Origin of the sequence: Catenulispora rubra (genome assembly GCF_015356825.1) — a bacterium.
Lineage (GTDB): Bacteria > Actinomycetota > Actinomycetes > Streptomycetales > Catenulisporaceae > Catenulispora > Catenulispora rubra.
The window spans coordinates 56652-82692 of record NZ_JAACYW010000004.1 but is presented as its reverse complement, the minus strand read 5'-3'; the positions used below and the strand labels follow the sequence as shown (position 1 = coordinate 82692).

21 protein-coding genes are annotated in these 26041 nt (G+C 68.3%); 7 read left to right on the top strand and 14 right to left on the bottom strand.

The annotated features are described in order from the left end of the window. Positions 1-30: 30 nt before the first annotated feature. The 4 genes from GWK61_RS02955 to GWK61_RS02940 form a co-directional block, all read right to left on the bottom strand. The gene (locus GWK61_RS02955) at positions 31-1593 is read right to left on the bottom strand and encodes an AMP-binding protein (RefSeq protein ID WP_194904588.1); all 1563 of its coding nucleotides are present in this window, start codon (positions 1591-1593) and stop codon (positions 31-33) included. A 105-nt stretch (positions 1594-1698) separates the two neighbouring features. Further along, a complete protein-coding gene (locus tag GWK61_RS02950) occupies positions 1699-2553 on the bottom strand; it encodes an enoyl-CoA hydratase/isomerase family protein (RefSeq protein ID WP_194904586.1) in 855 nt (284 codons plus the stop codon). Next, positions 2553-4553 (bottom strand): primary-amine oxidase, encoded by a 2001-nt coding sequence (locus GWK61_RS02945; protein ID WP_194904585.1) that lies wholly within the window; start codon positions 4551-4553, stop codon positions 2553-2555. The genes GWK61_RS02950 and GWK61_RS02945 overlap by 1 nt, the downstream gene beginning before the upstream one ends. 72 nt (positions 4554-4625) lie before the next feature. Then, the gene (locus GWK61_RS02940; RefSeq protein ID WP_194904583.1) at positions 4626-6041 is read right to left on the bottom strand and encodes an aldehyde dehydrogenase family protein; all 1416 of its coding nucleotides are present in this window, start codon (positions 6039-6041) and stop codon (positions 4626-4628) included. Positions 6042-6142: 101 nt separating this feature from the next. Between GWK61_RS02940 and GWK61_RS02935 the strand changes: the two genes are divergently transcribed. Then, a complete protein-coding gene (locus tag GWK61_RS02935) occupies positions 6143-6712 on the top strand; it encodes a TetR/AcrR family transcriptional regulator (RefSeq protein ID WP_194904580.1) in 570 nt (189 codons plus the stop codon). Between the two features lie 94 nt (positions 6713-6806). After that, complete coding sequence (locus GWK61_RS02930; protein WP_194904579.1) at positions 6807-8225, top strand: amidase; 1419 nt, start codon at positions 6807-6809, stop codon at positions 8223-8225. A 120-nt stretch (positions 8226-8345) separates the two neighbouring features. Here GWK61_RS02930 and GWK61_RS02925 read toward each other — a convergent pair whose 3' ends face one another. The 9 genes from GWK61_RS02925 to GWK61_RS02885 all read right to left on the bottom strand — a co-directional run bounded on the left by GWK61_RS02925 (position 8346) and on the right by GWK61_RS02885 (position 18967). After that, complete coding sequence (locus tag GWK61_RS02925; protein ID WP_194904577.1) at positions 8346-8942, bottom strand: TetR/AcrR family transcriptional regulator; 597 nt, start codon at positions 8940-8942, stop codon at positions 8346-8348. Between the two features lie 67 nt (positions 8943-9009). Beyond that, on the bottom strand, positions 9010-9795 hold the full coding sequence (locus GWK61_RS02920) for an ABC transporter ATP-binding protein (RefSeq protein ID WP_194904575.1): 786 nt from the start codon (positions 9793-9795) through the stop codon (positions 9010-9012). Continuing rightward, positions 9788-10774 (bottom strand): ABC transporter ATP-binding protein, encoded by a 987-nt coding sequence (locus GWK61_RS02915; protein ID WP_194904573.1) that lies wholly within the window; start codon positions 10772-10774, stop codon positions 9788-9790. The genes GWK61_RS02920 and GWK61_RS02915 overlap by 8 nt, the downstream gene beginning before the upstream one ends. Further along, positions 10771-11631: an ABC transporter permease gene (locus GWK61_RS02910; RefSeq protein ID WP_194904571.1), complete on the bottom strand. Its 861-nt coding sequence runs from the start codon at positions 11629-11631 to the stop codon at positions 10771-10773. The genes GWK61_RS02915 and GWK61_RS02910 overlap by 4 nt, the downstream gene beginning before the upstream one ends. After that, on the bottom strand, positions 11628-12578 hold the full coding sequence (locus GWK61_RS02905; RefSeq protein ID WP_323747390.1) for an ABC transporter permease: 951 nt from the start codon (positions 12576-12578) through the stop codon (positions 11628-11630). Before GWK61_RS02905 ends, GWK61_RS02910 begins: the two co-directional genes overlap by 4 nt. Then, positions 12575-14245: an ABC transporter substrate-binding protein gene (locus GWK61_RS02900; protein WP_194904569.1), complete on the bottom strand. Its 1671-nt coding sequence runs from the start codon at positions 14243-14245 to the stop codon at positions 12575-12577. Before GWK61_RS02900 ends, GWK61_RS02905 begins: the two co-directional genes overlap by 4 nt. A gap of 80 nt (positions 14246-14325) precedes the next feature. Beyond that, positions 14326-15975, bottom strand: a complete 1650-nt coding sequence (locus GWK61_RS02895; RefSeq protein WP_323747389.1) for a CocE/NonD family hydrolase — start codon at positions 15973-15975, stop codon at positions 14326-14328. A 303-nt stretch (positions 15976-16278) separates the two neighbouring features. Continuing rightward, entirely contained in the window at positions 16279-17673 is a 1395-nt protein-coding gene (locus GWK61_RS02890; protein WP_194904567.1) for an APC family permease, read from the bottom strand. 439 nt (positions 17674-18112) lie between these two features. Then, positions 18113-18967, bottom strand: coding sequence for a PaaX family transcriptional regulator (locus tag GWK61_RS02885; RefSeq protein ID WP_323747388.1), 855 nt, complete (start codon positions 18965-18967; stop codon positions 18113-18115). A 130-nt stretch (positions 18968-19097) separates the two neighbouring features. Here GWK61_RS02885 and GWK61_RS02880 point away from each other — a divergent pair, with 130 nt between their 5' ends. The 5 genes from GWK61_RS02880 to GWK61_RS02860 all read left to right on the top strand — a co-directional run bounded on the left by GWK61_RS02880 (position 19098) and on the right by GWK61_RS02860 (position 23925). Next, positions 19098-20048, top strand: a complete 951-nt coding sequence (locus GWK61_RS02880) for an SDR family NAD(P)-dependent oxidoreductase (RefSeq protein WP_323747387.1) — start codon at positions 19098-19100, stop codon at positions 20046-20048. Then, complete coding sequence (locus tag GWK61_RS02875) at positions 20045-20929, top strand: amidohydrolase family protein (RefSeq protein ID WP_194904564.1); 885 nt, start codon at positions 20045-20047, stop codon at positions 20927-20929. The genes GWK61_RS02880 and GWK61_RS02875 overlap by 4 nt, the downstream gene beginning before the upstream one ends. Before the next feature lie 16 nt (positions 20930-20945). Continuing rightward, positions 20946-22481: an acyl-CoA synthetase gene (locus GWK61_RS02870; protein WP_194904562.1), complete on the top strand. Its 1536-nt coding sequence runs from the start codon at positions 20946-20948 to the stop codon at positions 22479-22481. Positions 22482-22520: 39 nt separating this feature from the next. Beyond that, entirely contained in the window at positions 22521-22976 is a 456-nt protein-coding gene (locus tag GWK61_RS02865; protein ID WP_194904560.1) for a MaoC family dehydratase, read from the top strand. 175 nt (positions 22977-23151) lie between these two features. Beyond that, positions 23152-23925: an IclR family transcriptional regulator gene (locus GWK61_RS02860; RefSeq protein ID WP_194904558.1), complete on the top strand. Its 774-nt coding sequence runs from the start codon at positions 23152-23154 to the stop codon at positions 23923-23925. Positions 23926-24030: 105 nt separating this feature from the next. Here GWK61_RS02860 and GWK61_RS02855 read toward each other — a convergent pair whose 3' ends face one another. Further along, the gene (locus GWK61_RS02855; protein ID WP_194904556.1) at positions 24031-25086 is read right to left on the bottom strand and encodes a lipase family protein; all 1056 of its coding nucleotides are present in this window, start codon (positions 25084-25086) and stop codon (positions 24031-24033) included. Positions 25087-26041 lie beyond the last annotated feature (955 nt).

The window sequence follows — 26041 nt, the reverse complement described above, 5'->3', positions numbered from 1 at the left end:
AGGGTGTTCTGGATGCCGCATGAGTCCCGACTACCCGATCGGCGTCGCGTGTCCTTCCCAGTAGCGGTCGCGCAGGGCCCGCTTGTAGAGCTTGCCGGTCGCCAGCCGTGGGAGTTCGTCCACGAAATCGACGCTGCGCGGGCACTTGAAGTGCGCCAGCCGCTCGCGGCAGAACGCGATGAGCTCGTCGGCGAGGGCCGGGTCGGGCACGCGGCCGGGCGCCACCTGGACGACCGCCTTCACCTCCTCGCCCATGTCCTCGTGGGGAACGCCGATCACTGCCACGTCCGCCACCGCGGGGTGGGTGGCCAGCAGGTTCTCGGCCTCGGCGGGGTACACGTTGACCCCGCCGGTGATGATCAGGTACGACTTGCGGTCGGTGAGGTACAGTCGGCCGCCCTCGTCGACGTGCCCCACGTCGCCGACCGTGCTCGTCCGCCCGTCCTCGTCACGGCTGGCCCGGGTCTTGTCCGGGTCCCCGAAGTACTCGAAGTTGGTCGCCCCGCGGAACCAGATCGTCCCGTCGACGCCTGCCGGGCACTCGTGTCCTGCCTCGTCGCGGATGACGATCTCGCCGCGCACGGCGCGCCCGACCGTGCCGGGGTGCGCCAGCCACTCCCGGGATGTGCAGTGGGTGAAGCCGTAGGCCTCGGTCGCGGCGTAGGACTCGTTCACGATCGGGCCCAGCCACTCGATCATCGCCCGCTTCACCGGCGCGGGGCACGGCGCGGCGCTGTGGAACACGCTCTCCAGCGACGACACGTCGTAGCGGCTGCGAACCTCCACGGGGAGCGCGAGCAGCCGGTGGAACATGGTCGGCACCAGGTAGCAGTGCGTGACGCGGTGGCGTTCGACCAGGGCGAGCCACTGCTCGGGCTCGAAGTGCTCCATCACCACGACCGTTCCCCCGGTCCGCAGGGCCGTGGAGACGGCGACCTCTGGCGCAGAGTGGTACAGGGGCGCCGGGTTCAGGTATGTCATGCCCTTGCGGAAGCCGAACAGCTGCTGTCTGAAGGCGACGGTGGTGAGGGAGTCCACGGGGCTCATCTCGGGCGGCGGGCGCAGGATGCCTTTGGGCCGCCCGGTCGTTCCTGATGAGTAGTGCATTGTGGCCCCGAGCTGCTCGTCGTCGATCGGCGTGGTGGGGAGCCCCGCGACGAGTGCGTCCAGGGACTCCCAGCCGCCCGACGGCGCCGGGTCGGCCGGATCGATTCCGATGACGACCTTGTGCCCGAGTCGCGGACAGCGCTCGGCCACCACCTGTGCGACTTGCGAGAGAGACGCGCCGGCGAAGAACGCCTTTGCCTGACAGTTGTCGACGATGTAGGTCATCTCGTCAGGGTTGAGGTGGGCGTTCACGAGCGTGTAGTACAAGCCGGTGCGCCCGGCCGCCGCCTCGACGAGGAGCATCGCGGGCGTGTTCCGGTCCAGGACCGCGATGTGGTCGCCGCGGCGCAGGCCCAGGCGGCGCAGGAGATGGGCGATCTGGTTGGCCCGCTGTTCGTAGGAGCGGTAGGTCACCACCTCGCCGCTGGGGGACATGATGAGTGCCGCCTGGTCCGGATGCTCGGCGGCGTGCTGGGTTGCGTACATCGGCTCTGCCTTCCTTGTCGTGGTTCGGAGCGGACCGCAGAGTCTGGCTCCGTGGTCTTGGGATCGGGCTGACCGGCCCTGCGCGGGGATCGTGACCTCGAAACGTCAGACTCGCGCGACGTCCTCGTCGAAACCCGCGTCGCGCGCCCGGACCGCCTGTCGCAGACCCTGCTCCTCCAGCACCTTGCCGAAGTCCACGCGCGGCGCACTGTCCGGTGGTCGCAGCCGTGACAGCGAGGCCGGGATCGCCGCGAGGCCGAGCAGTTCGTAGGCGCGCCGGATCTGGTCCTTGGAATGCCCGAACGTCGCCGACGGGATCAGCGCGGCCTGTTCGGCCCAGCGCCGGGTCTCCTTCGCGAGTCCGTCTTCGGGGACGACGCGCTGGACGAACTGGAACTGCAGGGCCTGTTCGGCGTCCATCCAGCCGCCGAGCAGGAACAGCTTCTCCACGACCCGCATCGGAAGCTGCACGTACAGCGGCAGCCACTCCATCGCCGGGCGGGCGCCGCGTCCGCGGTACATCTCGCATCCGAAGCGCGTGCCGGTGGCCGCGATGATGAAGTCGGAGCAGGCGACCAATCCGATCGCCGCCGGGCCCACGTATCCGTGGACGCCGCTGATCAGTGGTTTGCGGAAGTACCACGCTCGCGGGAGCGTGGGCGGGATCGAGGGGCTGGCCTCGGGGAAGCCCTCCTCGGTGAACGGCCGGCCGCCGTATTGCTCCTTCAGATCGTGGCCTGCGGAGAAGATCTCTCCGTCGCCGCGAACCATGACGGCCGCGACGTCGGGATCGAGTTCCGCGCGGTCCAGAGCGGCGCTGATCTCGCGCTCCATCTCGTGACTCATCGCATTGCGGGTGCCTGGGCGGCTCAAGACGATCTCGAGGATGCCGTCTGCCAGTGCGGTGCGCAGCGTGTTGAACTCGTAGGCACTGGTTGGATGCTTCTGGCCGCTGCTCATCAGTGACCTGCCTCGGCCGGGCAGCAGCCGGACGCGCTGGGCTGGTCGGAGCGCGCGTGGCTCGCGGACGCGGGCACGTCCAGGGCCGGGTTGCCGTCGAAGAATCCGTCGGGGCGGAGCATGAACCCGACGGTGCTCACCGGCATCACCGGCCAGTCCTCGGGACGCACCACGTGGTGCGCGGTGAAGGTGTGCCACACCACGAGGTCGGTGTCTTCCAGCGGCCGGTCGGCCTGCACCCACTCGGGCAGGCCGGCGCCGCCTGGATGCTGGTTCGGGTAGGCGCCGGCTGCGAACAGTTCGTCGGGGTCGTAGGCGGTCACCCACAGGTTCTTCGTCGCGAACTGGGCCCGGTTGAGCGCGTGCGTGCCGGACGGCTGGGGCGGCGGGGTGCTGGCTCCGGGCTCCAGGCGGTAGGCGACGGGGTCACCGACGGCGTTGCGGCGGGCGGAGTTCTCGATCCGCCAGAAGCGGGCAGTGGCGGTGTTGGCGGGCCGCTGGGCTTCGGATTCCCGTCGCAGGAGTGTGCGCGAGACTTCCCAGGCGTTGCCGTAGGGGTTGTCCGGGCCGGTCTCGACGGGGACCGAGTCGCATTCGACGACCGAGTTGTGCGGACCGTCCACGGTCATGTCCAGACGTGCGCAGAAGATGTGCTGGTGGTTGGGGCCGTAAACGCCCGGCGCGACCAGCGTGCCGAACCGTGGCCGTTCGCCCGCCGGCACGGACCCGTTGGTGATGATGCCGGTCAGCTTCACCTCGTACTCGATGGTCCCGTCCTGGTAGAGGTACCAGAAGAAGCCGTAGTCGTAGTTCCCGACGGTGGTGAACATCGAGATCACCAGGCGGCGGGAGCGCCGGACCTCGGCATGCCCGGACCGCAGATCGGTGTGCTTCCACAGCACGCCGCCGTCCTCCTCGTGCATGCAGATCGCGTTGGGGATCCGCACGGCCCGACCCTGGTTGTCGTTGACGAAGCCGTCGAAGTAGTGGATCTCCCCGAGACAGTCGCAGCCGAGTTCGAGGCTGTTGGCCAGGATCCCGAGGCCGAACTCGCCGACGTCGAAGACGTTCTTGCGGAACTGCATGGGCGACGGGTCGCCGTAGGGGACGAACATCTCCGACAGCGACGCGCGGTGCAGGATCGGGCGGACCTCGCCCTTGTCCTCGTAGCAGACGTCGTGCAGGACCAGGCCCTCACGCGGCGTGAAGCCCACCCGAAGCCGCCAGCGCTGCCAGCGGACTTCGTGCCTGGAGACCTGGAAGCTCGGGCCCTCCGGCTGGGCGATGTCGACCGGACGCAGATCGGTCCTGGGACCCTGGGGAAAGGTCGGGACGTTGTCCGCGGCCTTGATACCTTCGGCCGTGTAGTTCGCGGACCGGGGCGCCAGGGGGACGGTGCCATGGTCCTCGACGTCGACCACCTGCATCCGGTCGAGGTCGAACCGGACGATCAGCCCGTCGACCGGCCGGGCGTAGGCGTTGTCGCCGTCTTCTCCGTTGCCCACCCAAGTCAGGGCGTGCAGGAACCGTCCCTGCTCGGGGGCGTCCTGCGGTCCGTGGTAGCCGACCGGCCACGGGTCCATCCGCACCCGGTCGAATTCGGTGACACCGCGCTGGCGCATCGCTTCCTGCCAGCGCGGGTCGTTCTTCACGATGTCGCGGTAGGCGGAGATCTCGTCGGGTGTGAGTGGTGCCTGGACCCCGGGGACCTCGCGCCACGATCGAGTCTCGCGACGGCTCAGCGATACGACGGCTTCGTGCACGGTGCCCGCATCGCGGTCACGCAGGACGACGAACGCCTGCCGGTCGACGACGGCGCCGTCGCGGTGGTCCCGCAGCACGGCCTTGGTCGGCTCCATCAGCGTGATGTAGACGAACTGGACGCTCGCCCCCAGCCCACGTTCTGCTCTCAAAAGAGCGGCCGCCGCCTCGATCTCGTCGGCCGACAGCGGTTCAAGGGGGTGGCAGGCGACGGCGGCCGTGTGCTCGATGGGCTGCATCGGTGGAGTCCTTCCGTCCACATTAAATAACATCTGTTTTTATAACACCCGTGATCGATTGCGTCAACGGGCCTAGGCGGCGAAGACGGCCTTGACCTCGAGGAATTCCTCCAAGCCGTAGCGGCCGTGCTCGCGACCGAGCCCGGACTGCTTGTAGCCGCCGAACGGCGCGTCCCAGGAGGGCCGTTCACCGTTGACCCGCACCTGGCCGGCCCGGATCCGTCGGGCGACGCGGTGCGCCCGCTGCTCGCTGCCGGACACGCCGGCCGCCAGTCCGTAGACGGTGTCGTTGGCGATCTCGACGGCTTCGTCCTCGGTGTCGTAGGCGATGATGACCAACACCGGCCCGAAGATCTCCTCTCGGGCGATCGTCATGTCCGGCGTGACGTCGGAGAACACCGTCGGCCGCACGAAGTAGCCGCGGTCGAGCCCGTCGGGTGCCTCGGCTCCGCCGGTGATGAGGCGGGCTCCTTCCGCGAGGCCCCTGACGATGTAGCCGCGTACCCTGTCGCGCTGCACCGCGCTGATCAGCGGCCCCAAGCGGGTTCTCGCGTCGAAAGGATCTCCGACGGTGAACGACTCGGCCGCGCTCCGGGCCAGCCGCTCGACTTCGGCCAGGTGCGCGCGGGGCACGATCATGCGGGTCAGAGCGCTGCACGTCTGTCCGGAGTTGAGGAAGGCGGACGCCACGCCGCCGGCGACAGCCGTCGGCAGGTCGGCATCGTCGAGGATGACGTTGGGGGACTTGCCGCCCAACTCCAGCGCGACCCGCTTCACCGTCGGCCCGGCCAGTTCAGCGACTCGCCGCCCGGCCCCGTTCGACCCGGTGAAGGACACCATGTCCACGTCGGGGTGCGCGGCGAGGGCTTCGCCGACGACCGGGCCGACCCCGGTGACCAGGTTGAACGCGCCGGCGGTGAATCCGCACTCGTCGATGATCTCGGCGAGCACGAAGGCGCTGAGCGGGGCGACCTCCGAGGGTTTCAAGACCACCGTGCAGCCGGCAGCCAGAGCGTAGGCGACTTTCGCGCCGATCTGGTTGAGCGGGTAGTTCCACGGCGTGATGGCGCCGACGACGCCGATCGGCTCCCGGAGGACCCAGTTGTCGCCGCGGTCCTCGAACGGGAAGGTCTCGGCGACGTCGGCGGCGGTGGCGAACGCGCGGATCCCCATCTCGACCTGCATCGCCGCCGACAACGGCCGCGGCATCCCGATCTCGCGGGTCTCGATGTCGGCGATCTCTTCCCGCCGGGCCTTGAGCCTTGCGGCCACTTGCCGCAGATGCCCGGCGCGGTCGGCCGGAGCCACCGCGGACCAGGAGCCGAAGGCGCTCTCGGCCGCGGCCACCGCACGGTCGATGTCGGCCGCGGCCCCGGCCGGGATCGTCGCGAAGGCGTCCTCGGTGGTCGAATCGATCACGTCGAGGCGCTCCGTGCCGACCGGATCGACCCACGACCCGCCTATGTAGAGCTTGGCGTACTCGGCCACGTTCCCTCCTCGTCTCAGCGGGCCGCACCGGCTGTAGCGGTGCGGTATCGTTGTGATAACGAATGTTTTTATAACGCTTGTTTTTATTATGGTCAAGAGAGGTGGAGGTCGAAGGAGTGGCGCAGCGCGGACGCAAGCCGTTGGCGACCCGGGAGGAACTTCTGCAGCGGGTCATCGACCACCTGGCCGAACACGGGATCGCGAAGGCGACGTTCAGATCGCTGGCGGCCGCGCTCGACATGAGCACGAACCCGCTGGTCACCAACTTCGGGTCGAAGGAGCAGCTGCTGGACGCCGTGGTGACCGAGGTCGAACAGCGGCTGCGGGACCAGGTCGAGAAGCGGTTCGCCGAAGGGGACCTGTTCTCGCCGTGGCGGTGGTGCCTGGACAACCGGGACCTGCTGCGGCTCGACTTCGAGATCCTGCTGGAACGGGGGCGCGGCTCGACGGACGCGCTGCTGGCCGACCGGGTGTTCCGGGACTGGCACCAGGCCTTCATCGATCGCTACGCGGCCGCGGGGCTCTCCGCCGAGGAGGCCGAGGTCGAGGCGACGCTGTTCATCGGCGGTGTGGTGGGCCTGCAGTTCGATCTCGTCGCTACCGGCGACGTCGAACGCACGACCCGCGCCTACCGCACGCTCGTCGAGCGCCGAGCCGAGCGAATGGCCTGATCGGGGCTGCGGTGGCGGTGTCGACATGTTTTAGATAACGTGTGTTTTTAAATTGACTCGGCGTTCGCCGGGAGCTCCGGCCACAGGAGGACACATGCAGTTCTGGGAGATGTCGGCGACCGAGATCACCGCGGGGGTCCGCGATCGGACGTTCTCCGCCGAGGAAGTGATGCGCTCCTGCCTCGACCGGATCGAGGCCGTCAACCCTGTTCTCAATGCGCTGATAGACGTGCGGCCCGAGGAGGCGCTGGCCGACGCGCGCCGTGCCGACCAGGCGGTCGCGGCCGGCGAGCGCCTCGGCCCGCTGCACGGGGTCCCGGTCTCCACCAAGATCGACACCGATCAAGCGGGGCGGATCTGCAGCCTGGGGTTGGTCTCCCAGGCCGACGCCGTCGCCGACGGCGACGCGGCCTGCGTCGCGGCTCTGCGCGACGCCGGCGCGGTGTTCGTCGGCAAGAGCAACGCCCCGGCCTGGTCGCTGCGCTGGTTCGCGACCAACGACGCGCACGGCCGTACCCTCAACCCCTGGGACGCCGACCGCACCCCGGGCGGCTCAAGCGGCGGCGCCGCATCGTCTGTGGCCTCCGGTATGACGCCGGTCGCCCACGGCAACGACATCGGCGGCTCCATCCGATACCCCGCTGCCTGCTGCGGGATCGTCGGCATCCGTCCCACCGTCGGCCTGGTCCCGAATCTGGACGCCCCGGGGGCGCCGGAGATGGACATGCCGCTGACCGTCCAGACCTGGGTCACCCACGGTCCGCTCGCCCGGAACGTCGCCGACGTCCGGGCCGCGCTGTACGCCATGGCCGTCCCCGACCTGCGGGATCCGTTCGGCGCCGCCGCGGTGCGCCGGATCGGCGCCGCTCCGGGTCCGACGCGCGTCATCGTCGTCCGGGACGTCGGCATGGCCAAGCCGCACGCGGCGGTGAACACCGCGATCGACCGGGCCGCCGCCTGGCTGGCCGACGCCGGGTACGAGATCGAGGAGACCGACGTGCCGCAGCTGGCCGAGGCGGCCCGACTCTGGCACCTGCTCCTCGGGGAGGACATGAGGACGGCCGGGCCGATGTTCGACGAGCTGGGAGATGAGGCGTTCCGTGTGAGCTCGGAATACGGGCGTCAGAAGGCTGCCGAGTACTGGGGCGAAACGCCTGATCTGGAGGCCTACATCAACGGCTGGGCGCGTCGCGGAACCCTTGTCACGCAGCTGCAGACCATGCTCGGCGCCAACACGATGGTGCTGACCCCGGCCTCCGCCGAACCGCCGCTCGAGCAGGACGCTGACATCCTCGACCCGCAGCGCGCGCTGGAGGCGTTCGACGCCATGTGGCCGATGATCTCAGTGCCCGCGCTCGGCTTTCCCGCAGTCACGGTCCCTGCCGGGGAGGCCGACGGGCTGCCGCTGTCGGTGCAGCTCATCGGCGGGAAGTTCACCGAGGACGTCATCCTCGACGCCGCCCAGGCCATCGAGGACCGTGCGCCTCGGCTCACCCCCGTCATGCGGCTGTGAGCTTTGATCCGACGGGCGTCGTCGCCTGTGGATCGCCAAGCAGAACGGCGGGCTGCTGGTCATTGATGACCAGCAGCCCGCCGTTTCCCGTCACACCGACTGGCAATGAATGGGCAGCCGTCATTCGGCCCGCACATCGGGCCGGGTGCGTGCGAACTGATCGATGACCGCGACGGCGGCGCGCGCCCCCGCATCGCCCGGCCAGGATTCCGGATCCTCCAGAGACGACAGCCAGAACCCGCGGAAGAGCAGGTGCAGGACGTCGGCGGCGACCTCCGGATCCTGAATGCCGGCTTCGGCGACGATTTCGCCGAGCTCACGGCGGTCGTCGCGCGCGTCAAGAGGCAGGAGCCGCTCGACCTCCGGGGCGGTGCCGGGGTTGATGCTGAGGAACTCCATCAGCAGGCGCCGCATCACCTCGTCGACAGCGGTGGTGCTGCACATCCAACGAGCATAGGCGCGCAGCCGCTCGATGCCGGTCAGGCCGGCTATCACCTCGCTGGCCTCTGTCTCCCAGTCCCGCTCCACATGGCGCAGCGCATTGATCAACAGAGCGGGGCGATTGGGGATGTAGTTCGTGACGACGCTGGTGGAGCCACCGAGGCGTTCGGCGACGGCGCGGACGGTAACCGCGCTCACGCCGCGCTCCTGAGCGATGGCGATGGTGGCATCGGCGATCTCGTCGAGCCGACGGTCCTCGTCGACTTCGATCGGCATGTCAGGTTCCCCCGGTTCGAGCGGGTGCGGTCCGGCGGGGACCGCAGAGGCTGATGATGCAATGTTGTCACATGACGTCGTGCAGGGCGTCCGCCCTCTTCGGGCGCCAGCCGGGCCGCGGTACGGCGTCCAGGAGGCGTCGGGTGTACGGTGCGTCCGGGTCGGTGAGCACACGTTCGACGGTTCCCCGTTCGACGATCCGCCCCTTGCACATGACCAGCACGTCGTCGCAGACATAGGGCACGATCGCGAGGTCGTGGGTGATGAACAGCATGGTGACGCCGGCTGCGGCCCGGAGTTTCGCCAACAGGGTCAGCACCTGGGCCTGGATGGACACGTCCAGTGCGGCGACCGCCTCGTCCAGGATCAGGATCCTGGGCTCGGCGGCGAGCGCCCGGGCGATGGCGACCCGTTGGCGTTGCCCGCCGGACAAGGTGCCGGGCCGGGCGTCGGCCTGGCGGGAGTCCAGGCCGACCAGGTCCAGCAGTTCCTCGACGCGGGCCTGTAGCGCGGTCCCGCGGGCCGGGCTGTGGAGTTGCACTGCCTCGGCCAGGCAGGAGCGGACCCGTTGCCGGCGGTCCAGGGAGGAGTACGGGTCCTGGAACACCATCTGGATCTGCCGAGCCCGTTCTGCCAGCTTGCGGGCAGGCGGAGCGCCATCGACGGTGAAGGAGCCGGTCGTGGCCCGTTCCAGCCCGGCGATCATCCGAGCCGTGGTGGTCTTGCCGGAGCCGGATTCACCGACGAGGGCGAGTGATCCGCCGGCCTGGATGTCGAAGGACACCGACTCGACGGCGGTGAAATCGCCGTACGTCTTGCCCAGCGCGTGGACACTGAGGGCGGGTTCAGCCACGGGAAGCCTGCCTGGATTCGGGGACGTGGGGGAAGAAGCAGGCCGTGAGACTGTCGCCCATCGGGGTCGGCGTGGGCCGCTCGACGCGACATCGGTCGCGGGCCCGTGGACAGCGGTCGGCGAACGCGCAACCGTCGCCGACCTCGAACCCTGACAGCGGCCGTCCGGCGATCGCGTGCAGTTCCCCGCGCTCGCCCAGCGCGGGCCGCGAAGCCAGCAGGGCACGGGTATAGGGGTGGGTGCTGGCGGAGTGCAGCCGCTCGGCGGGCAACTCCTCGACCAGTGAACCGGCGTACATCACGGCGACCCGGTCGCAGACGGCGGCGGCCAGCTGCAGGTCGTGGCTGATGAACAGCATCGCCAGCCCGCGCCCGGCCCGCGCCTCGTCGATGATCGCCATGACTTCGGCCTGGGTGGTGACGTCCAGCGCGGTGGTCGGTTCGTCGGCCAGCAGCAGCTTCGGCTCGGCGGCCAGGGCGGCGGCGATCATCACGCGTTGCAGCAGGCCGCCGGACAGCTCGTGCGGGTGCTGGCGCATTCGGCGGGCCGCGTCGTGGATGCCGACCTCGTCGAGCAGCTTGATCGCCGTCGCCGTCGCGTCCGCGCGCCGGACGCCGCGAGTCCGGATGAGCCCCTCGGTGAGGAAGTCACCGACTGAGCGCACGGGGTTGATGTGGGCTCGCGGGTCCTGGAAGATCATCGCGATCTCGGTCGCCCGCAGCCTGCGCAGCGCGGTCGAGCGCGGCGGCGGCAGCGGCACCCCGTCGATCAGGAGGCTGCCGCGGGCGCGGGCGCCGTGTGGCAGCAACCCGATCACGGCGCGCGCGGTCAGCGACTTTCCGGATCCGGACTCCCCGACCAGCGCCACCGCCTGACCGGCCTCGATCGTGAGGGAGACGTCGTGGACGACGGTCTGCAGCGTGCCGTCGACACGCAGGTCCAGGCCGAAGTGGTCGAGGGCGAGCAGCGGCGGGTTCACAGGTCCTCCCCGAGCAGGCGCCGGGACAGCCCGGATCCCAGCAGGTTGCACGCCACGACGACGATCACGATCGCGGCCCCGGCGAAGATGACCTGTCCGGCCTGGCCGGACAGGATCTGGGCGTAGCCGCTGGAGACCATCAGGCCCCACTCGGCCTGCGGCGGCTGCGCCCCGAGCCCGATGAAGGAGATCGAGGCGACGTCCAGCAGCGCGTAGCCGAAGGTCACGGTGGCCTGGACGACGATGACCGGCATGAGGTTCGGCAGCAGATGCCGCAGCCAGATCCGATGCGTCGGAAGGCCCAGCAGTTTGAGGGCCGCCATATACGGAAGGCTCAACTCCTTCTGCGCAGCCGCGCGCAGCACGCGGGCCAGGAACGGCAGGTACGCGATCGAGATCGCGGCGACCGGCACCGGCAGGCCGGGACCGAACACGGCGGCCGCGACCACGGCCATGATCAGGCCGGGGAAGCAGAACACCAGGTCCAGCAGCCCGCCGACCAGCCGGTCGGCCCAACCGCCCCACCAGGCGCCGGCCACGGCGAGCAGCGTTCCGGCTCCGGTCGAGGCGACGACGACCACGGCCGGGGCGATCAGGCTGGGCCGGCTCCCGTACAGCAGCCGCGACAGGATGTCCCGGCCGGTGTCGTCGGTGCCGAGCCAGTGTGCCGCCGAGGGCCCGGACAGGACGTTCATCGGGTCGACGGCGTTCGGATCGTACGGCGCCAGCAGCGGCGCGAACACAGCGACTGCGATGACCAGGGCGAGAACGACAGCCGCCACGGCCATCACCGGGTCGGAGACGACCCTGCGGCGGGTCCGGGCGCGCAGCGACGACGTGATCTGATAGACGCTCACAGGGTCCTCCCGGTCGCGATCCGCGGGTCGAGCATCGCTGTGACGAGGTCGATGACCGTGTTGAGGACGATGAACGCGGCGACCATCAGCAGCGAGACCGCCTGGACGGTCGCCAGGTCCTGCTTGGCCGACGCCTCGATCAGCAGCGATCCGATCCCGCTGATCCCGAAGGTCTGCTCGACCACCGACGTGGTGGCGATCAGCCCGGCCACCGCGACTCCGGAGATGGCGAAGATGGGGCCCGCGGCGTTGCGCATCACGTGCCGGCGGATCAGGCCCGGGCGCGGCAGACCGCGGGCCTCGGCGGTGACCACGTGCTCCGAGCGCAGTTCGGCGCCGACCGCGGCCCGCGTGACCTGGGCGACGTACCCGACCCAGGACAGCGCCAAAGCGATCGCGGGCAACGTGAACGACGGGATCAACGCCCCGAATCCGCCGCCGCCGTCACCCGAGGCGTCGAACCAGCCCAGCTTCACCCCGAACACGAACGCCAGCACCGCTCCGACGACGAACGTCGGCACCGCCATGGCCGCTGCTGAGACGCCGGTGGCGACGGCATCCACCAGACCTCCGCGCAGCGCCGAGACCGTCCCCACCACGATCCCGATGACGATGATCAGAACGGCGGAGTAGCCGACGAGCAGCAGAGTGTCGCCGATCCGCGTTGAGATCAGGGTGCTGACATCAGCCCGGTAAGCCAACGACATCCCGAAGTCGCCATGCAGCGCACCGGTCAGCCAGCGCCAATAGCGGGAGAAGAACGGGTCGTCCAGGTGGTACTGCTTGTGGATCGCGGCCACCACAGCCGGCGCCGGCGGCTTTCCGCCACCCACCAGCAGTGTCGCCGGATCCCCGGACGTCAGGAACATCGCGCCGTAGATGGTCACGCTGGCCACGGCGAGCGTGGTGACCAGCATCGCCAGTCGGCCGAGCAGAAACCGTGTCACTTGCCCGTACCGCCGATCATCGCGGCCCACGGGATGTTGAGGTAGGCGAGCGACGCCGGGGCGCCGCTGATCCGCTTGTTCATGAACATCTGCTCGTTCGGTGCGGCGTCGAAGATCCCGGGCATGTCCTTGGTGTAGATCGCCTGAGCCTGGACGAACAGCTGCGCGGACTTCGCCGGGTCCAGGCTGGACTGGGCCTGCCGCAGCAGCGAGGTGACGGTGTCGTTGCTGTACTTGTTCCAGTTGAACGTTCCGTCCGGGGTGACCAGCGCGGGCGCGCTGGCCAGCGGATCGGGCACCTCGACGTAGCCGTTGGCGACGACCAGGTCCAGCCCGGCACGCTTGGAGGCGTCGTAGAAGAGATTGGAGAAGTCCACCGCTTGGAACTGTTTGATCGTGAAGTCGAGGCCGATCTGCTTGGCGCCGGCCTGCAGGAAGGTGAGCAGCTGCAGGCTCGCCTGGTCGCCCGCGGCCATCGCGACCGTGAAGGTCCGGCGGCTGGGCGCGGCCTGGGCGACCAGCGCCTTGGCCTTGGCGATGTCGGGGGAGGCCGGTACGTCGGGCAGGGCGTCGTAGCCCTGCTTGTAGATCGACGCCTGATCGGATCCCTGCCACACAGTCGGCGGGACGGCCGTCTTCAGCATGGCCGCCGACCCGCCGTAGACATCCTTGATCAGCGCGTTGTCGTCCAGGGTCAGGGCCAGGGCCTGGTCGAGCCGCTGGTCGGCCAGCGGGGTGTCGGGGTTGGCCAACGCCAGCGCGGTGGACTGGGTGCTGATCCCGTAGTGCCGGGTCCCGATCTTGCTGTTCGCCAGCGCCTTCATCGTCGTCAGCGGCACCTCGTACGAGCCGTCGATCTGCCCGGACAGCAGGCCCGTGGACAGGGCTGAGGCGTCGGGAACGAACTTGAACTGCACCTGGTGAATCTTCGGCTGCAGCGTGGGGTCCCAGTAGTGCGGATTCGCGGTGATGGTGACCGACTGCCCGGACGACCAGGATCCGAACTCGTACGGGCCGCTGCACATCAGGCCCCCGGCTGCCTGACCGTAGTTCGCGCCCTGCTTCTTGACGTACGCCTGTTCACTGACCGCGCCGGCTTCAGTGGACAGCACCTTGAAGAACAATTCGTCCGGCTGGGAGAACTTCAGCGTGACCTCGTGCGACCCCGTGGCCGCGATGGACGCGACGGATGCGAAATAGGGGGCGTTCACGCTCTGGTTTGCTGGATCAATCTCCCGGTTGAGGCTGAATGCGACATCGTCGGCGGTCAGCGGGTTGCCGTCCCAGAAGGTGACGTCAGGTCGGATCTCCAACACCAGGGTCTTGTCGTCCGACCACTTCCAGCTCTGGGCCAGGCCCGGACCGTAGGAGTAGTCCGGCTTGACGCGCAGCAGGGAGTCGCACATGTTGGCCTCGACTGTGTTCGGCGAATAGTCCCCGGACTTGGCCGGATCCAGCGTCGTCGGCTCACCCATCGGCAATGCCCACGTGATCGAATCCAAAACACCCGAGGCGGCCTGTGTCGTGGTCGTCGGCTTCGTGGAATCCGCCGTCGGGGCGGTGGAACCCGGCCCCTGGGCGTGATGGTTCGAGGTGCATCCGGAAGCGGTCGCGAGCAGGCCGAATGCAGCCAGTGCGGCGAGGCGGACGCGGGTTGTGTTCGGCACTGCGGTTCTCCTTCGAGGAGGCGGTGCGGGAATCGGATGACAGCGGCAGCCGGGGCCGTCGCTGCGGCGAGCGCGAGGCGTCAGGACAGCACGGTGATGTTCAGGACGCCCGAGCGCAGGGTCTGGGTACTGGGCTTGGGTGCGACGGTCAGCCACGGGTTCTCCGTGCTGCCGGAGTTCGGTACATACAGCGGGAAGTCGCTGCTGGTGACGGTGAGGGCGAGCCGATGCCCGGGCCGCAGTCGATAACCGGTGTGGCCGAGGTCCAACCGCAGGACACCGCCTACTGCTTCGCCCTGCGCATCGCCACGGACGATCATGTGGGTCGATCCGTCCGGAGCGACGTCGAAGAGTTTGGCGAACACGTCGAAGGTGGGCGCCGTGGAGGAGACTTCGACCAGCAGCCCGACGGGGCCGGCCAGATCCAGCGGCTCCGCGGCGGGCTCGCCGGTGAACACCAGCACGTCTTCGCGGTCGGCGGTGGCGCGCTCGTCGGGGTAGGTGCGCAGGAAATCGAACGTGTTGGCGACCGCCGACGGCACCAGGTCGTCGGGGTCATAGTGCCACCGCACGCTGCCTGCGGCCACCGGACCCTGGCCGGTGAGGAGTCCGCCGGGCACGGTTCCGGCCGCCGCACTCAGGTCGGTGAGGTGCAGTTCGACGCTCCGGGCCCCGGTCGGGGGCCACTGCTCGGCGGTGTGCCATCCGACGTGCCCGAGTTTCCAGCGCACCCGCGGCAGCGTCTGTACGCCGGCAATGCCCTTGAGGAAGACGTCGAAGAAATCCAGGGCCGGGCCGGTATAGCCGTCGAGCAGCCGCTCGAGCGCCGCTTCATCGGCGGCGTGGTCGGTCTCCGCGCCCAGCGGCGCGTCCTCCAGTGCCGTGTTCTCGTGGTCGGTGGCGTCGGCGTAAAGGAACTGCACTGCGTCCCATCCCGGCCGCATCGAAAGCTGCGTGTAGTCCCACATGTGGGCCGTGCCGACGTTGTCGAACCAGCCGACGCAGTGCAGCACCGGAACCGGCCGGGCGTCATAGGGGTGCTTCGCGTTGTAGGAGTCCAGTTCGATCCCCTTCGGCACCATCAAGTCGAAGCCCTTCGATCGCGCCCCGATCGCCTCGAAGACCTCCTCGAAAGCCGCGACCAGCGGCCGCACCGAGAGGTCGGGCTCGAACTCGTAGCTGTCGTTGTCGACCCAGTAGCCGGCCAGATAGGACGTGCCCTCCAGCCACGGCACCCGCCGGATCGACGGATCCCCCGAGCGCTCGCGGCCCGGCGCGATGTCGGTCGACGTCACGCGCGGCACGATCGCCCGCAGCGCCGGATGCTCGGAGGCCACCGCGGACCACTGTGTGAACCCGTAGTACGAGTCGCCGAACATGCCGACGATCCCGTTCGACCACTCCTGGTTCACGACCCAGTCGATGGTGTCGTAGCCGTCGTTGACCTCCCCGGTCCACGCCAGCGTCTCGCCTTCCGAACGGAACTTTCCGCGTACGTCCTGCACGACGAGCACGTAGCCGCGGGCGGTAAACCGCTCGGCCACCTTGTCCATGAAGACGTACCGGCTGTTCTTGTCGTATGGCAGCCGCACCAGGACCGCCGGCAGCGGGCCCTCGGCGTCCGGGACCGGATAGACGTCGGTCGCCAGACGCACCCCGTCACGCATCCGGACCATGTGCTGCCGGGCGGTGTCCGGTACGGGCTCGGCGACGACTCGATGTATTTCCACGCGAAGACTCCCCATAAATCGCGGATGCGCGGCGCTGCGTGGCACGGATGTCCCGACCGGTCGCCGAGCACGTGATAAAACGCTGTTGTGTGACAACGTTTCATCATGATGGGCGCGCGTGTCAAGAGGTCGGAGCGATCTTTCTTTGCGGCCACGGCACCCGGCGTTTGTGCGCGGGCTGCGCGCCGTTTCAATTGGCGGTCACAGCCGACCACGCCGCAGGCTGCACGCATGTCCGGCTGGCGCGCCCAGAAAGGTCGCGGTGCCGCTCGGGGAAGGCGGCATCCCCCGAACGGGCTACCGTCATGGCCCGGTTGGGACGCCTTCAGTGAGTCCCGGCGCAGATGATGCATCCGATCCGTTTTGTGCTTCGTCGGCCCCGATCTCGGGTGCCGGCCTGCGAAACCCGCCGGTGAGAACGCCGAGGTAGACAAGCCCGATGGCAAGCCAGGCCAAACCGAGGTTGCGTGCCGAGTCGTCCAGCTTGGTGAGCAAGTAGATATCCACGGCAGCCGCCGCGGCGGGCAGCACGAGGTAGGACCATGACGAGTGTCGCAAACCGGAGTGCCGTTGCCTGATGGCATAGGCGATCACACACACGTTGACCAGGGTGAAGCCGAAGATGGCACCGAAGTTGACGAATGAGGTGGCGTCGGAAAGGGTCATGGCGGTGCCTCCAAGGCCGATTGCGCCGACCAGTAGCACGTTGAACAGAGGTATGCGGCCCTTGCCGGAAAGCCGTCCGAAGAAGGCGCGCGGCAGCACGCCATCGCGGCCCATCACGAACATCAGCCGGCTGGTGCTGGCCTGAATGGCCACACCGCCCGAGACCATCGCGCCGATCAAGGTGATCACGTTGGTGACATCGGCGAAGGTCTTTCCTCCTATCTGGACCGAGAGCAGATACCCGGCGGATGATTCGTCCGCGAACGAGCCCCCCGGGTGGACCCACTGCAGAAGGAAGGACAGGACGACGAAGACGGTCCCGCCGGCGAGGACGGTGAGCACGATGCCCCGCGGGATGGTTCGCTGCGGGTCTCGGGCCTCTTCGCTGAGCGTGCTGACCGCGTCGAATCCGAGGAACGAGAATGCGGCGAGTGCCGCGCCCGAGGTGATCGCCGACACCGATGTCCCGTGGTTCCAGAGAGCGTGGGCCGGACTGCCGGTACCGTGTCCCGCGCTCACGTAGCGCACGCAGAGCACGGCGATCACCAACAGGGTTGCGATGACCATCAACAGCAGGATCTTGGTGACCCGATCGATCACGGTGATCCCGACCGAGTTGATCGCAGTGGTGACCGCCACCGTGATCGCGATCCAGGCCCACACCGGGAGCTGCGGGAACTGGGCGTTCAGGTAGGTGCCCCCGATCAGCCAGACCACCATGGGCAGAAACAGGTAGTCCAGAAGCATCATCCAACCCGCGATGAAGCCGACCCTGCTGTCGAGCATCTTGCGGGCGTAGGTGTAGACCGAGCCGGAGTTCGGCAGCACGCGAGCCATTTTCGCGTAGCTGAATCCAGTCAGCAGCATGGCCGCCGTCGCAACGAGGTAGGCGGTCGGCGCGGCACCCCCGCTGACTGAGGCGACCACGCCGAAGGTGGCGATCACCACCGGCAGCCCCATGTAGGCGACGCCGAAGGCGACGACGGAAAGCAGACCGAGATTGCCGTTCAGGCGAGTCGGCTGGTTGGACATCAAGTTCTCCTCAATGAATTGACACAGTGCGGCCCGACCGGATGGCCGGATGGATCCGGACGGCATGGGTGGGAACTCGAAAGTCGTGCGAACTCGGCGAAGAGTGGGCAACCGCCACGGTGAGGATTCGCCGGCCGCTGCTCGCAGCGTGCCGGGAGGCTCTCACCGCTGCCGTCCGAACTGCACCCCGTCCTCTCATTCATTGAGAGACATTTCCGTAGGGCAGATGAGCTCTCGGCGTCTACCGGATGACCGTGGTCGCCCAGCCAGTACAACCCGAACGGGACGGTGCGGCGCCCCGCGTTCCTGGTACGGCTGCGAGACTGACCTCGATGGGCCATCTCCATACATGCCTGGTTAGCGCGGCGGTCTCGGTAGCGGGGCCGGCGGTGACCAGGGCCAGGCCGTAGTTGCTGTCAGAGCTGTCGTCGTCGCGGGTCTATGGCGTCGTGACCGGGCGTACGTCAAGGACCTGCCGTGCGATCTCGTCGGCGGCCTGTCCCAACTCGCCGTCCAATCGCACGAACAACGCCTCGGCCTCGGCGGCGGGCCAGTCGCCCGGCAGGTGCACGGCGGGCAACTGCGGATCGGCTCGGATCACCTGCAGCCAGTCGCAGCCGAGCAACAATTCGGCGGCGAGCGGGTCGCCACGGCGCGATGGCGCGTCAGGGCTCTGCCAGCGGGTCAGGAAGCCGTGGTAGCGGGCTGCGATGGTGTTCAGGTCCCACGTCTCCCGCACCATCTCACCCACCTCCATCCCCGGAACCGCCGCCGCGTAGAAGGCCTTGACGTGGGACTCCAAGCCCAGGCTGCCGACCAGGTCGCCGACATCCACGCGCCCCGGTGCGATCCACAGGCCGCTGAACAACGGGCCGAAGCCGGCCCAGATCAACTGGGAGCGCAGTTCGTGGCGCTGCCGCTGCCAGGACTCCGGCAGCGAGAAGCCCAGCAGCGTCCAGATCCCGTCCCAGTCCTGCCTGAACGCCCCGGAGTTCTGGATGCGGTCCTCGCCGTCTTTCAGGATCCGCTCCGCCTGTTCGGTCAGTCCGAAGTACATCGCGCGGCCGTGCCTGTGCCGGGTCAGCATGCCCCGGTTGACCATGCGGGCCAGCGTGGAGCGGGCGGCGTGCTCGCCGACGCCGACCCGGGCGAAGACCTCGATGACGCTCGCCGCGGACACGGCGACCCCGCGCCCGAGCAAGTAGCGGCCGAGCAGGTTCAGCATCAACGTCTGCGGCCGGACGCCGCCGTCCTCGTCCTCGTCCTCGCCGGGTTCCCGCTGATCGGCCTGCACGGCTGTCACGATACCCGACCATCGCCCGACGTCCGCGGCAATGTTAGGCGATTCATTGACTGCCGTTGACAGACTGCCTAATGTCTTGACCGTCGGGCGAACCCGCCCGCAGCCGACAGGGAGGTGCCTGATGGCCGAAGCCATCGATCTGACGGGGAAGACGGCGGTGGTCACCGGTGCCGGCCGGGGTCTCGGCCTGGCCTACGCCACGGCGCTGGCCGCGGCGGGCGCCGCCGTGGTCGTCAATGACGTGGACGAGGCCGCAGCCGCTGAGGCCGTGCGATCAGTGCGGGATGTCGGCGGCCGGGCGGTGGCCGTCGTCGGCCCCGTCGGGCCCACCGACACCGCCCAACGTCTCGTCGCGACGGCGTTCGACGAGTTCGACGGCCTCGACGTGCTGGTCACCAATGCGGGTGTGCTGCGTGACAGCGTCTTGTGGAAGATGTCGGACGAGGACTTCGACACGGTGCTGGACGTCCACGTGCGTGGCACCTTCACCTGCGTGCGCGCTGCCGCGATCGCAATGCGCGCCCAGGGTCGGGGTGGACGCGTCATCGTCGCCGGCTCACCCACCGGGCAGCGCGGCACCTTCGGCCAGACCAACTACGCCGCGGCCAAGGCCGCCATCGTCGGGATGATGCGGACCTGGGCCCTTGAACTGGCTCGCGCTGAAATCACCGTCAACGCCCTCGTTCCGGTCGCCGCGACCGCGATGACGAAGACGATCCCCTTCTTCGCGCCACACGTCGAGGCGTACGAGCGCGACGGCGTGCCGCTGCCCGAGGCGCTGCGCAAGGGCGAGGGGTTCGGGACCGTCGAGGACGTCGCGGGTCTGGTGGTCTACCTCGCGTCGGACGCCGCCCGTGACGTGAACGGGCAGGCGATCGGGATCGGAGGCGACCGACTCGCGCTGTGGTCGCACCCGCGCGAAACCGCCACCGCCTACACCGACGGCGGCTGGACCTCGGACGCGATCGCTACCGCCTGGCCGTCGACGCTCGGCCGGGTGCCGGAATCGGTCGGTATCCCCGCGCCGCGTCCGCTCGACGAGCCCGTCCGGTCGGAGGCTGCGGCACGATGACGAGTGAACCAAGGCTCGACGTGGACCGGCTTGTCGCGATAGATGTGCACACCCATGCCGAAGTATCGGCGTCCGGAGCAGGTTCCCTGTCAGCCGAGCTCGAATCGGCCTCCTCGGAGTACTTCAAGGTCGCTGACGGCAGACGTAAGCCGACGCTCGACGAGATCGGCGCCTACTACCGCGACCTGCGCATGGCCGCGATCGTTTTCACCGTGGACGCGGAGGCGGCCACCGGAGTCCCGGCCGTACCGAACGAGGAGATCGCCGAGGCTGCGCACCGCTATCCGGACGTGATCATCCCGTTCGCCTCGATCGATCCGGCGAAGGGCCGATCTGGAGTCCGTCAGGTGCGTCGGCTCGTCGAAGAGTACGGGGTGCGCGGCTTCAAGTTCCATCCGAATCTGCAGGCCTTCTTCCCGAACGACCGTACGGCCTATCCGCTCTACGAGGCGATCGAGGACGCCGGCGCGATCGCCGTGTTCCACACCGGGCAGACCGGTATAGGCGCCGGGGCGCCGGGCGGCGGCGGGATCCGGCTGAAGTACTCCAACCCGATGCACGTCGACGACGTCGCCGCGGACTTCCCCGCGATGCCGATCATCCTGGCCCATCCCTCGTTCCCCTGGCAGGACGAGGCACTGGCGGTCGCGACGCACAAGCCGCAGGTCTACATCGACCTTTCCGGCTGGTCGCCCAAATACTTCCCGCCGCAGTTGGTGCAGTACGCCAACACCCTGCTGAAGGACAAGGTCCTGTTCGGTACCGACTACCCGCTGCTCACCCCGGAACGGTGGCTCGCCGACTTCGACAAGCTGCCGATCAAGGACGAGGTACGTCCGAAGATCCTCAAGGACAACGCCGCCCGGCTGCTGGGGTTCTGACAAGGAGCCATCGACGATGCGCAACGAAGGCCTCGGTTCGTGGACCGCACGACGTGCGCGCAAGTGCCCGCAGGCGACAGCCGTCATCCATCAGGACCGGCAGTACAGCTACCGTGAACTGCACGACCGCACACTGGCAGCAGCCCATCGGCTGCGCGAAGCGGGTCTGCGGGCCGGCGACCGCGTGGCGTACCTCGGCCCGAACCACCCCGCGTATCTGGAGACGCTGTTCGCGGCAGGGATGCTCGGCGCGGTGTTCGTACCGCTCAACACCCGGCTGACCGCAGCGGAGCTCGGCTACTGCCTGACCGACAGCGAAAGCACGTTGGTGGTGCACACAGACGGCTACGGCGATTCGGCGCAGGCCGCGATCGCCGAGTCCGGTGTCGCGATCACGCTGCTCTCGGCGCTCACCACCGCGGCCGACGATTCCGCGCCGCAACTGCCTGACCTGCCGGTGACGCTGGACGACCCCTGCATGATTCTCTACACATCCGGCACGACCGGCCGCCCCAAGGGCGTGGTGCTCACCCACGGCAACCTCACGTGGAACGCGATCAACGTGATCGTCGACACCGATCTCGCGCACGACGAAGTAACGCTCGTCAGCGCGCCGCTGTTCCATACCGCCGCGCTCGGCATGACCTGCCTTCCGACCCTGGTCAAGGGCGGCACCGTGGTGTTGGAGGAAGCCTTCGACGAGGTGCGCACGATCGAGCTGGTCGCGCGGCACCAGGTCACGCTGCTGTTCGGGGTGCCCGCGATGTTCCAGCGGCTCGCGGACACGCCGGCTTTCGCCGAGGCCGATCTCAGCAGCATCCGTACCCTGATGTGCGGGGGAGCGCCCGTGCCGCGCCCGCTCATCGAGCGCTATCTCGCGCTCGGCCTCAGCTTCGTCCAGGGCTACGGCCTGACCGAGGCGTCCCCGGGCACGCTGCTGTTGGACGCCGAGCACGCGGTGAGTAAGGCCGGCAGCGCAGGGGTGCCGATGTTCTTCACCGATGTGCGTCTTGTCCGAACCGGACTTGATGGCGCCGGCGAAGCGCCGGCCGGAGTCGGAGAGGTGGGGGAGCTGCGTGTCGAGGGGCCGAACGTCATGCCCGGCTACTGGCGGTGTCCCCAGGAGACGGACCAAACACTGGTCGACGGATGGTTGCGGACCGGAGACCTGGCCACCGCCGACGCCGACGGCTACATACGGATCGTCGACCGGTTGAAGGACCTGATCATCTCCGGCGGCGAGAACATCTCCCCGGCGGAGGTGGAGGAGGCCCTGCTCGCACACCCGGCGGTGTCGGAGTGCGCCGTGATCGGCGTTCCGGACGCGCGCTGGGGAGAGGTGGGCCGTGCAGTCGTAGTGGTGCGTTCCGCGCACCAGACACAGGACGACGCGGCCAGGACGGATCTGGCCCGCGAACTGCTGGAGTTCGCCGCAGCCCGCCTGGCGAAATACAAGGTGCCGAAAGGCGTCGTCTTCACCGATTTCCTGCCGCGCAGCGGCGCGGGCAAGACGCTCAAGGCCGAACTCCGGAAGCGATACGGCGGCTCCTGATTCGTTCTGGCAGAAAGACACGAGAGGAAACACATACTCATGGCAGTGACCGCGACCGGCCTCGACGAGATCAGGGCCCTGGCAGGAACCGACCTCGGTGCGAGCGACTGGTTCCCCGTCACCCAGGACCGCGTGGATCTGTTCGCCGAGGCGGCCGAAGACCGTCAGTGGATCCACGTGGATCCGGTGCGCGCGGCCGAAGGACCCTTCGGCGGCACCATCGCCCACGGATACCTCACCCTCTCCCTGCTGATCCCGCTCTTCAACGAGTTGCTCCACGTACGGGGCGTGACGATGAGCGTCAACTACGGACTCGACAAGGTCCGCTTCCCGAGCCCGGTCAAGGTCGGCAGCAAGATCCGCCTTCTGGGACGCGTCGAAAGCGTGGAGGACGTCGCCAGCGGCGTGCAGATGGCGCTCGCCTTCACCGTCGAGTGCGAAGGCTCGGACAAGCCGGCTTGCGTCGCTCGCGCGCTCTACCGGCACAACGGGTGAATCGACCCTCAGACGCTGATAGCACCGCCGCCCACCGCATGCCCGCAGGGCCTCGGTGGCGGCCTCAGCTTCCGAACCCGGCTCTGAGGCCACTGCGCATCGTTCCTGCGAAACTCCAGGTGGTACATATACGCGTTGATATCGGCGAAGCCGGTAATCGGAAATGGTAGTCGTGATGGCCAGATCCACCAGCGGCGAGTCCTTGCTGTCCCGCGTAGTCCGCATCTATGAGGTGTTCGGCCCCGACCTTCGCGCCATCACCCTCTCCGAACTGGCCCGTCGCAGCGACCTGCCACTCGCCACTGCCTCCCGCCTGGTCAACGAGCTCATCGAATACGGCTGGCTGCGTCGCGACTCGAAGCGCCGGATCTGCGTGGGAGTACGCATGTGGGAGCTGACCTCTCGTGCCGCGCCGACCCTCGGCCTGCAGGAAGCGGCCATGCCCTTCATGGTGGACCTGCACGCCGCAGTGGGACACCACGTGCAGTTGGGCGTTCTCCAGGACAGCGAGGTGCTCTATATAGGGCGGCTGTCCGCACCGCGCGCCGTCCACAATCGCGCGCGGGTCGGGGCGCGGCTGCCGCTGCACGCCACCTCCGGCGGCTTGGTGCTGCTCGCCCACAGCTCTGTGGCTTGTCAGGAAATGGTGCTGGCCCGCCCGCTGGTCGCGCTGACGCGCCTCACCGTCACCGATCCGGCCGTGTTGCGCAGCACCCTGAGCGAGATCCGGCAAACGGAAGTCGCCTACTGCCCCGGATACGTCGACGAATGCGCCACCGGTATTGCGGTTCCCGTGTGCGCTGCCGGCGGCCGTGTCGTCGCCGCATTGTCGATTCTGGTTCCCCATGAACCGGCCGCTCGCAGCTTGATTCCTGCCGTGCGGGCGGCGGGTCGCGGAATCTCGCGAATTCTCGGCGGCGATTCACCGCGAGTCGGTCGCATCGTCTGAACGATATCGCAGGGGGCTATTTCTGGCACCGATGAACAGGGCTGTCGCCTGTCTGACGCCGAAGAAGGTCGGCGTCAGACAGGCGACACTGGTGTCAGTCGGGCGTTATGCCGGGCAGTTGCTCGGCGCCGGCTTGCCAGCGAACCGGTCGGCGATCCACTGCGGCAGCGCGGCGGCGGCGACCGGGACGATCGTGGTGTGGTCCTTCCCGGCCATTTCGTTGTACTGGACCGGCGATCCGGCCTTGCATAGAACTGTCCGCTCGGCCTGCGTCAGCGACGGCGGGACCGTGGTGTCGTCAGAACCCTGGAAGATCGTGTACGGCATCGTCCCGCCGGGCTGGAAGTTGTCGATCGCGGTCATCGCGTTCGACCACGGGCTTCCGGGAGCCATCGCGCCCGGCTGGTGCCAGTTCGCCATCGCGGTGGCGCCCCAGGGGTCGTAGCAGCCGTCGGCGATCAGCGGCATCTCCTCCATGGCCGCCGGTGTCAGGAAGTCGCTGAACTTCAGCTGCGGGTAGGCGGCCTGGATGCCGCGCAGCGTCATGAGCATGTAGCCGTCCGGGCCGGGCAGCGGCATGGAGATCTGGGTGAGCGCCTTGATCCGGGTGGCCGGAGCGATCAGCGCCGTGGCAACAGGGTGCAGCTCGGGAGCGTAGCTCTTGGCCAGGGCGTCCAGGTGCTCGGACGTCTGGCCGCCCTGGGACCAGCCGTACTGAACGAAGTTGGCCGACGCGCTCAGGGCAGGCACACTCCGCACCGCGCGGATCAGATCGAGCGACGCCCGCGCGTTCGGGTCACCCGTCATGTAGTACGCGGGCCCGTAAAGGCCCAGCCCCGGGTAGTCGCTGGCAACGACCAGATCGCCCGCGTTGATCAGATCCTGGACCGCGGGCACCGCGTTGTTGCCGTTTTCGTCGCCGAGGGTCTCGCGAGACGGCGCGCAGTCGTCAGTCATCCCAGCGGTGGGGTGGTTCCACAGCACCACGTTGCGCGCCTGCGAATTCTGGGCGTTCGGCACGAACACTTCGCCGGAGACATACGACATCACACCCGGCTGAATCTGCGATACATAAATGACGTTCCAGCCGCTGGCCCCCGTCGGCGCGTCAGAACGCTGCTGTACCCACAGGATGTCTCCCGCCTTGGCAGTGGCGGGCACCGTATAGGGCACATCTACCCAGAACGATGCACCCGCCGGGCCTTGCGTCACGGACTGCATCGACGCTGGGGCGGCGTGGCCGGCGGGTGCGCCAACCAGGATCGCCGCCGCCGCGACAGCGCCTGCGAACGTTGTGGCGGCAGCCTTCTTCCTCATCCTCATGAACACTGTTTGTGTACCCTCCTCGAGGCATTCACCGCTATACCGCTATCGGCACAGCCAGTCGATCCCGTGTGTGAATTCAGCGCTATTACTTACATCAGGATCGGTGCTACGGACGATACTGAGCGATGTCCACCACGACTGAGTTGTTTCCATTCAATGGATACATGGAGGCGATCGGTGAAGCTATCGAAACGCCCCTCGGGCGCGACTACGCCGACATCGTGAGTCGAGGCTTTGGGCTCTGAAGGGGCGTCCGGGGCGGCATCTGGCTTCGGCAGTGTCGCGGCGTCCTGCGAAGCGGAGCGTGCCGGTCGCGAGGTTTCGCAGGCCCTCCGTGAGGTGTGGTCCAGTACCTGTGCAGGGCTTGTGGCGTCGTTTTGGTACGAGGCGCAGCGGATCCGATGTCGGACTTCCACTTCCCAGTGCCCTGGCACGGGGTGCCCAGGTCGGCGCGGCCGAGATACAGGCTCGTGATGCCGAGTTTGGCAGCGGCTGAATTCGTGGCGGTCTTTGCTTCGCTGGTCACGGGATCCAAGCTCGATGACCAGGAATTCGATCTCGTCGCAGAATTTGGCGGACCCCAACGATGTCCTGGCCTTCGGGGCCGGGACTGTCCAGCCCCGGTAGCGTTTGCCGGGCAGGACAGGGCTGACATGTCGCCGCAGCCCGTGGTGATGATGACGTCGGAGGCGAAGGCAGGCTCGTCGGTGAGGACCTTGGTGGTCTCGGCGGCCAGACGGCCGGCTTTGAAACCATCGATGCCGACGAGGACCTCGCCGGCATCGCGTCA

Bases quoted from the DNA above. Each gene is read 5' to 3' on its own strand.
- GWK61_RS02955 (WP_194904588.1), bottom strand. From the start codon at position 1,593: ATGTACGCAACCCAGCACGCCGCCGAGCATCCGGACCAGGCGGCACTC.
- GWK61_RS02950 (WP_194904586.1), bottom strand. From the start codon at position 2,553: ATGAGCAGCGGCCAGAAGCATCCAACCAGTGCCTACGAGTTCAACACG.
- GWK61_RS02945 (WP_194904585.1), bottom strand. From the start codon at position 4,553: ATGCAGCCCATCGAGCACACGGCCGCCGTCGCCTGCCACCCCCTTGAA.
- GWK61_RS02930 (WP_194904579.1), top strand. From the start codon at position 6,807: ATGCAGTTCTGGGAGATGTCGGCGACCGAGATCACCGCGGGGGTCCGC.
- GWK61_RS02925 (WP_194904577.1), bottom strand. From the start codon at position 8,942: ATGCCGATCGAAGTCGACGAGGACCGTCGGCTCGACGAGATCGCCGAT.
- GWK61_RS02890 (WP_194904567.1), bottom strand. From the start codon at position 17,673: ATGTCCAACCAGCCGACTCGCCTGAACGGCAATCTCGGTCTGCTTTCC.
- GWK61_RS02880 (WP_323747387.1), top strand. From the start codon at position 19,098: ATGGCCGAAGCCATCGATCTGACGGGGAAGACGGCGGTGGTCACCGGT.
- GWK61_RS02875 (WP_194904564.1), top strand. From the start codon at position 20,045: ATGACGAGTGAACCAAGGCTCGACGTGGACCGGCTTGTCGCGATAGAT.
- GWK61_RS02870 (WP_194904562.1), top strand. From the start codon at position 20,946: ATGCGCAACGAAGGCCTCGGTTCGTGGACCGCACGACGTGCGCGCAAG.
- GWK61_RS02865 (WP_194904560.1), top strand. From the start codon at position 22,521: ATGGCAGTGACCGCGACCGGCCTCGACGAGATCAGGGCCCTGGCAGGA.
- GWK61_RS02860 (WP_194904558.1), top strand. From the start codon at position 23,152: ATGGCCAGATCCACCAGCGGCGAGTCCTTGCTGTCCCGCGTAGTCCGC.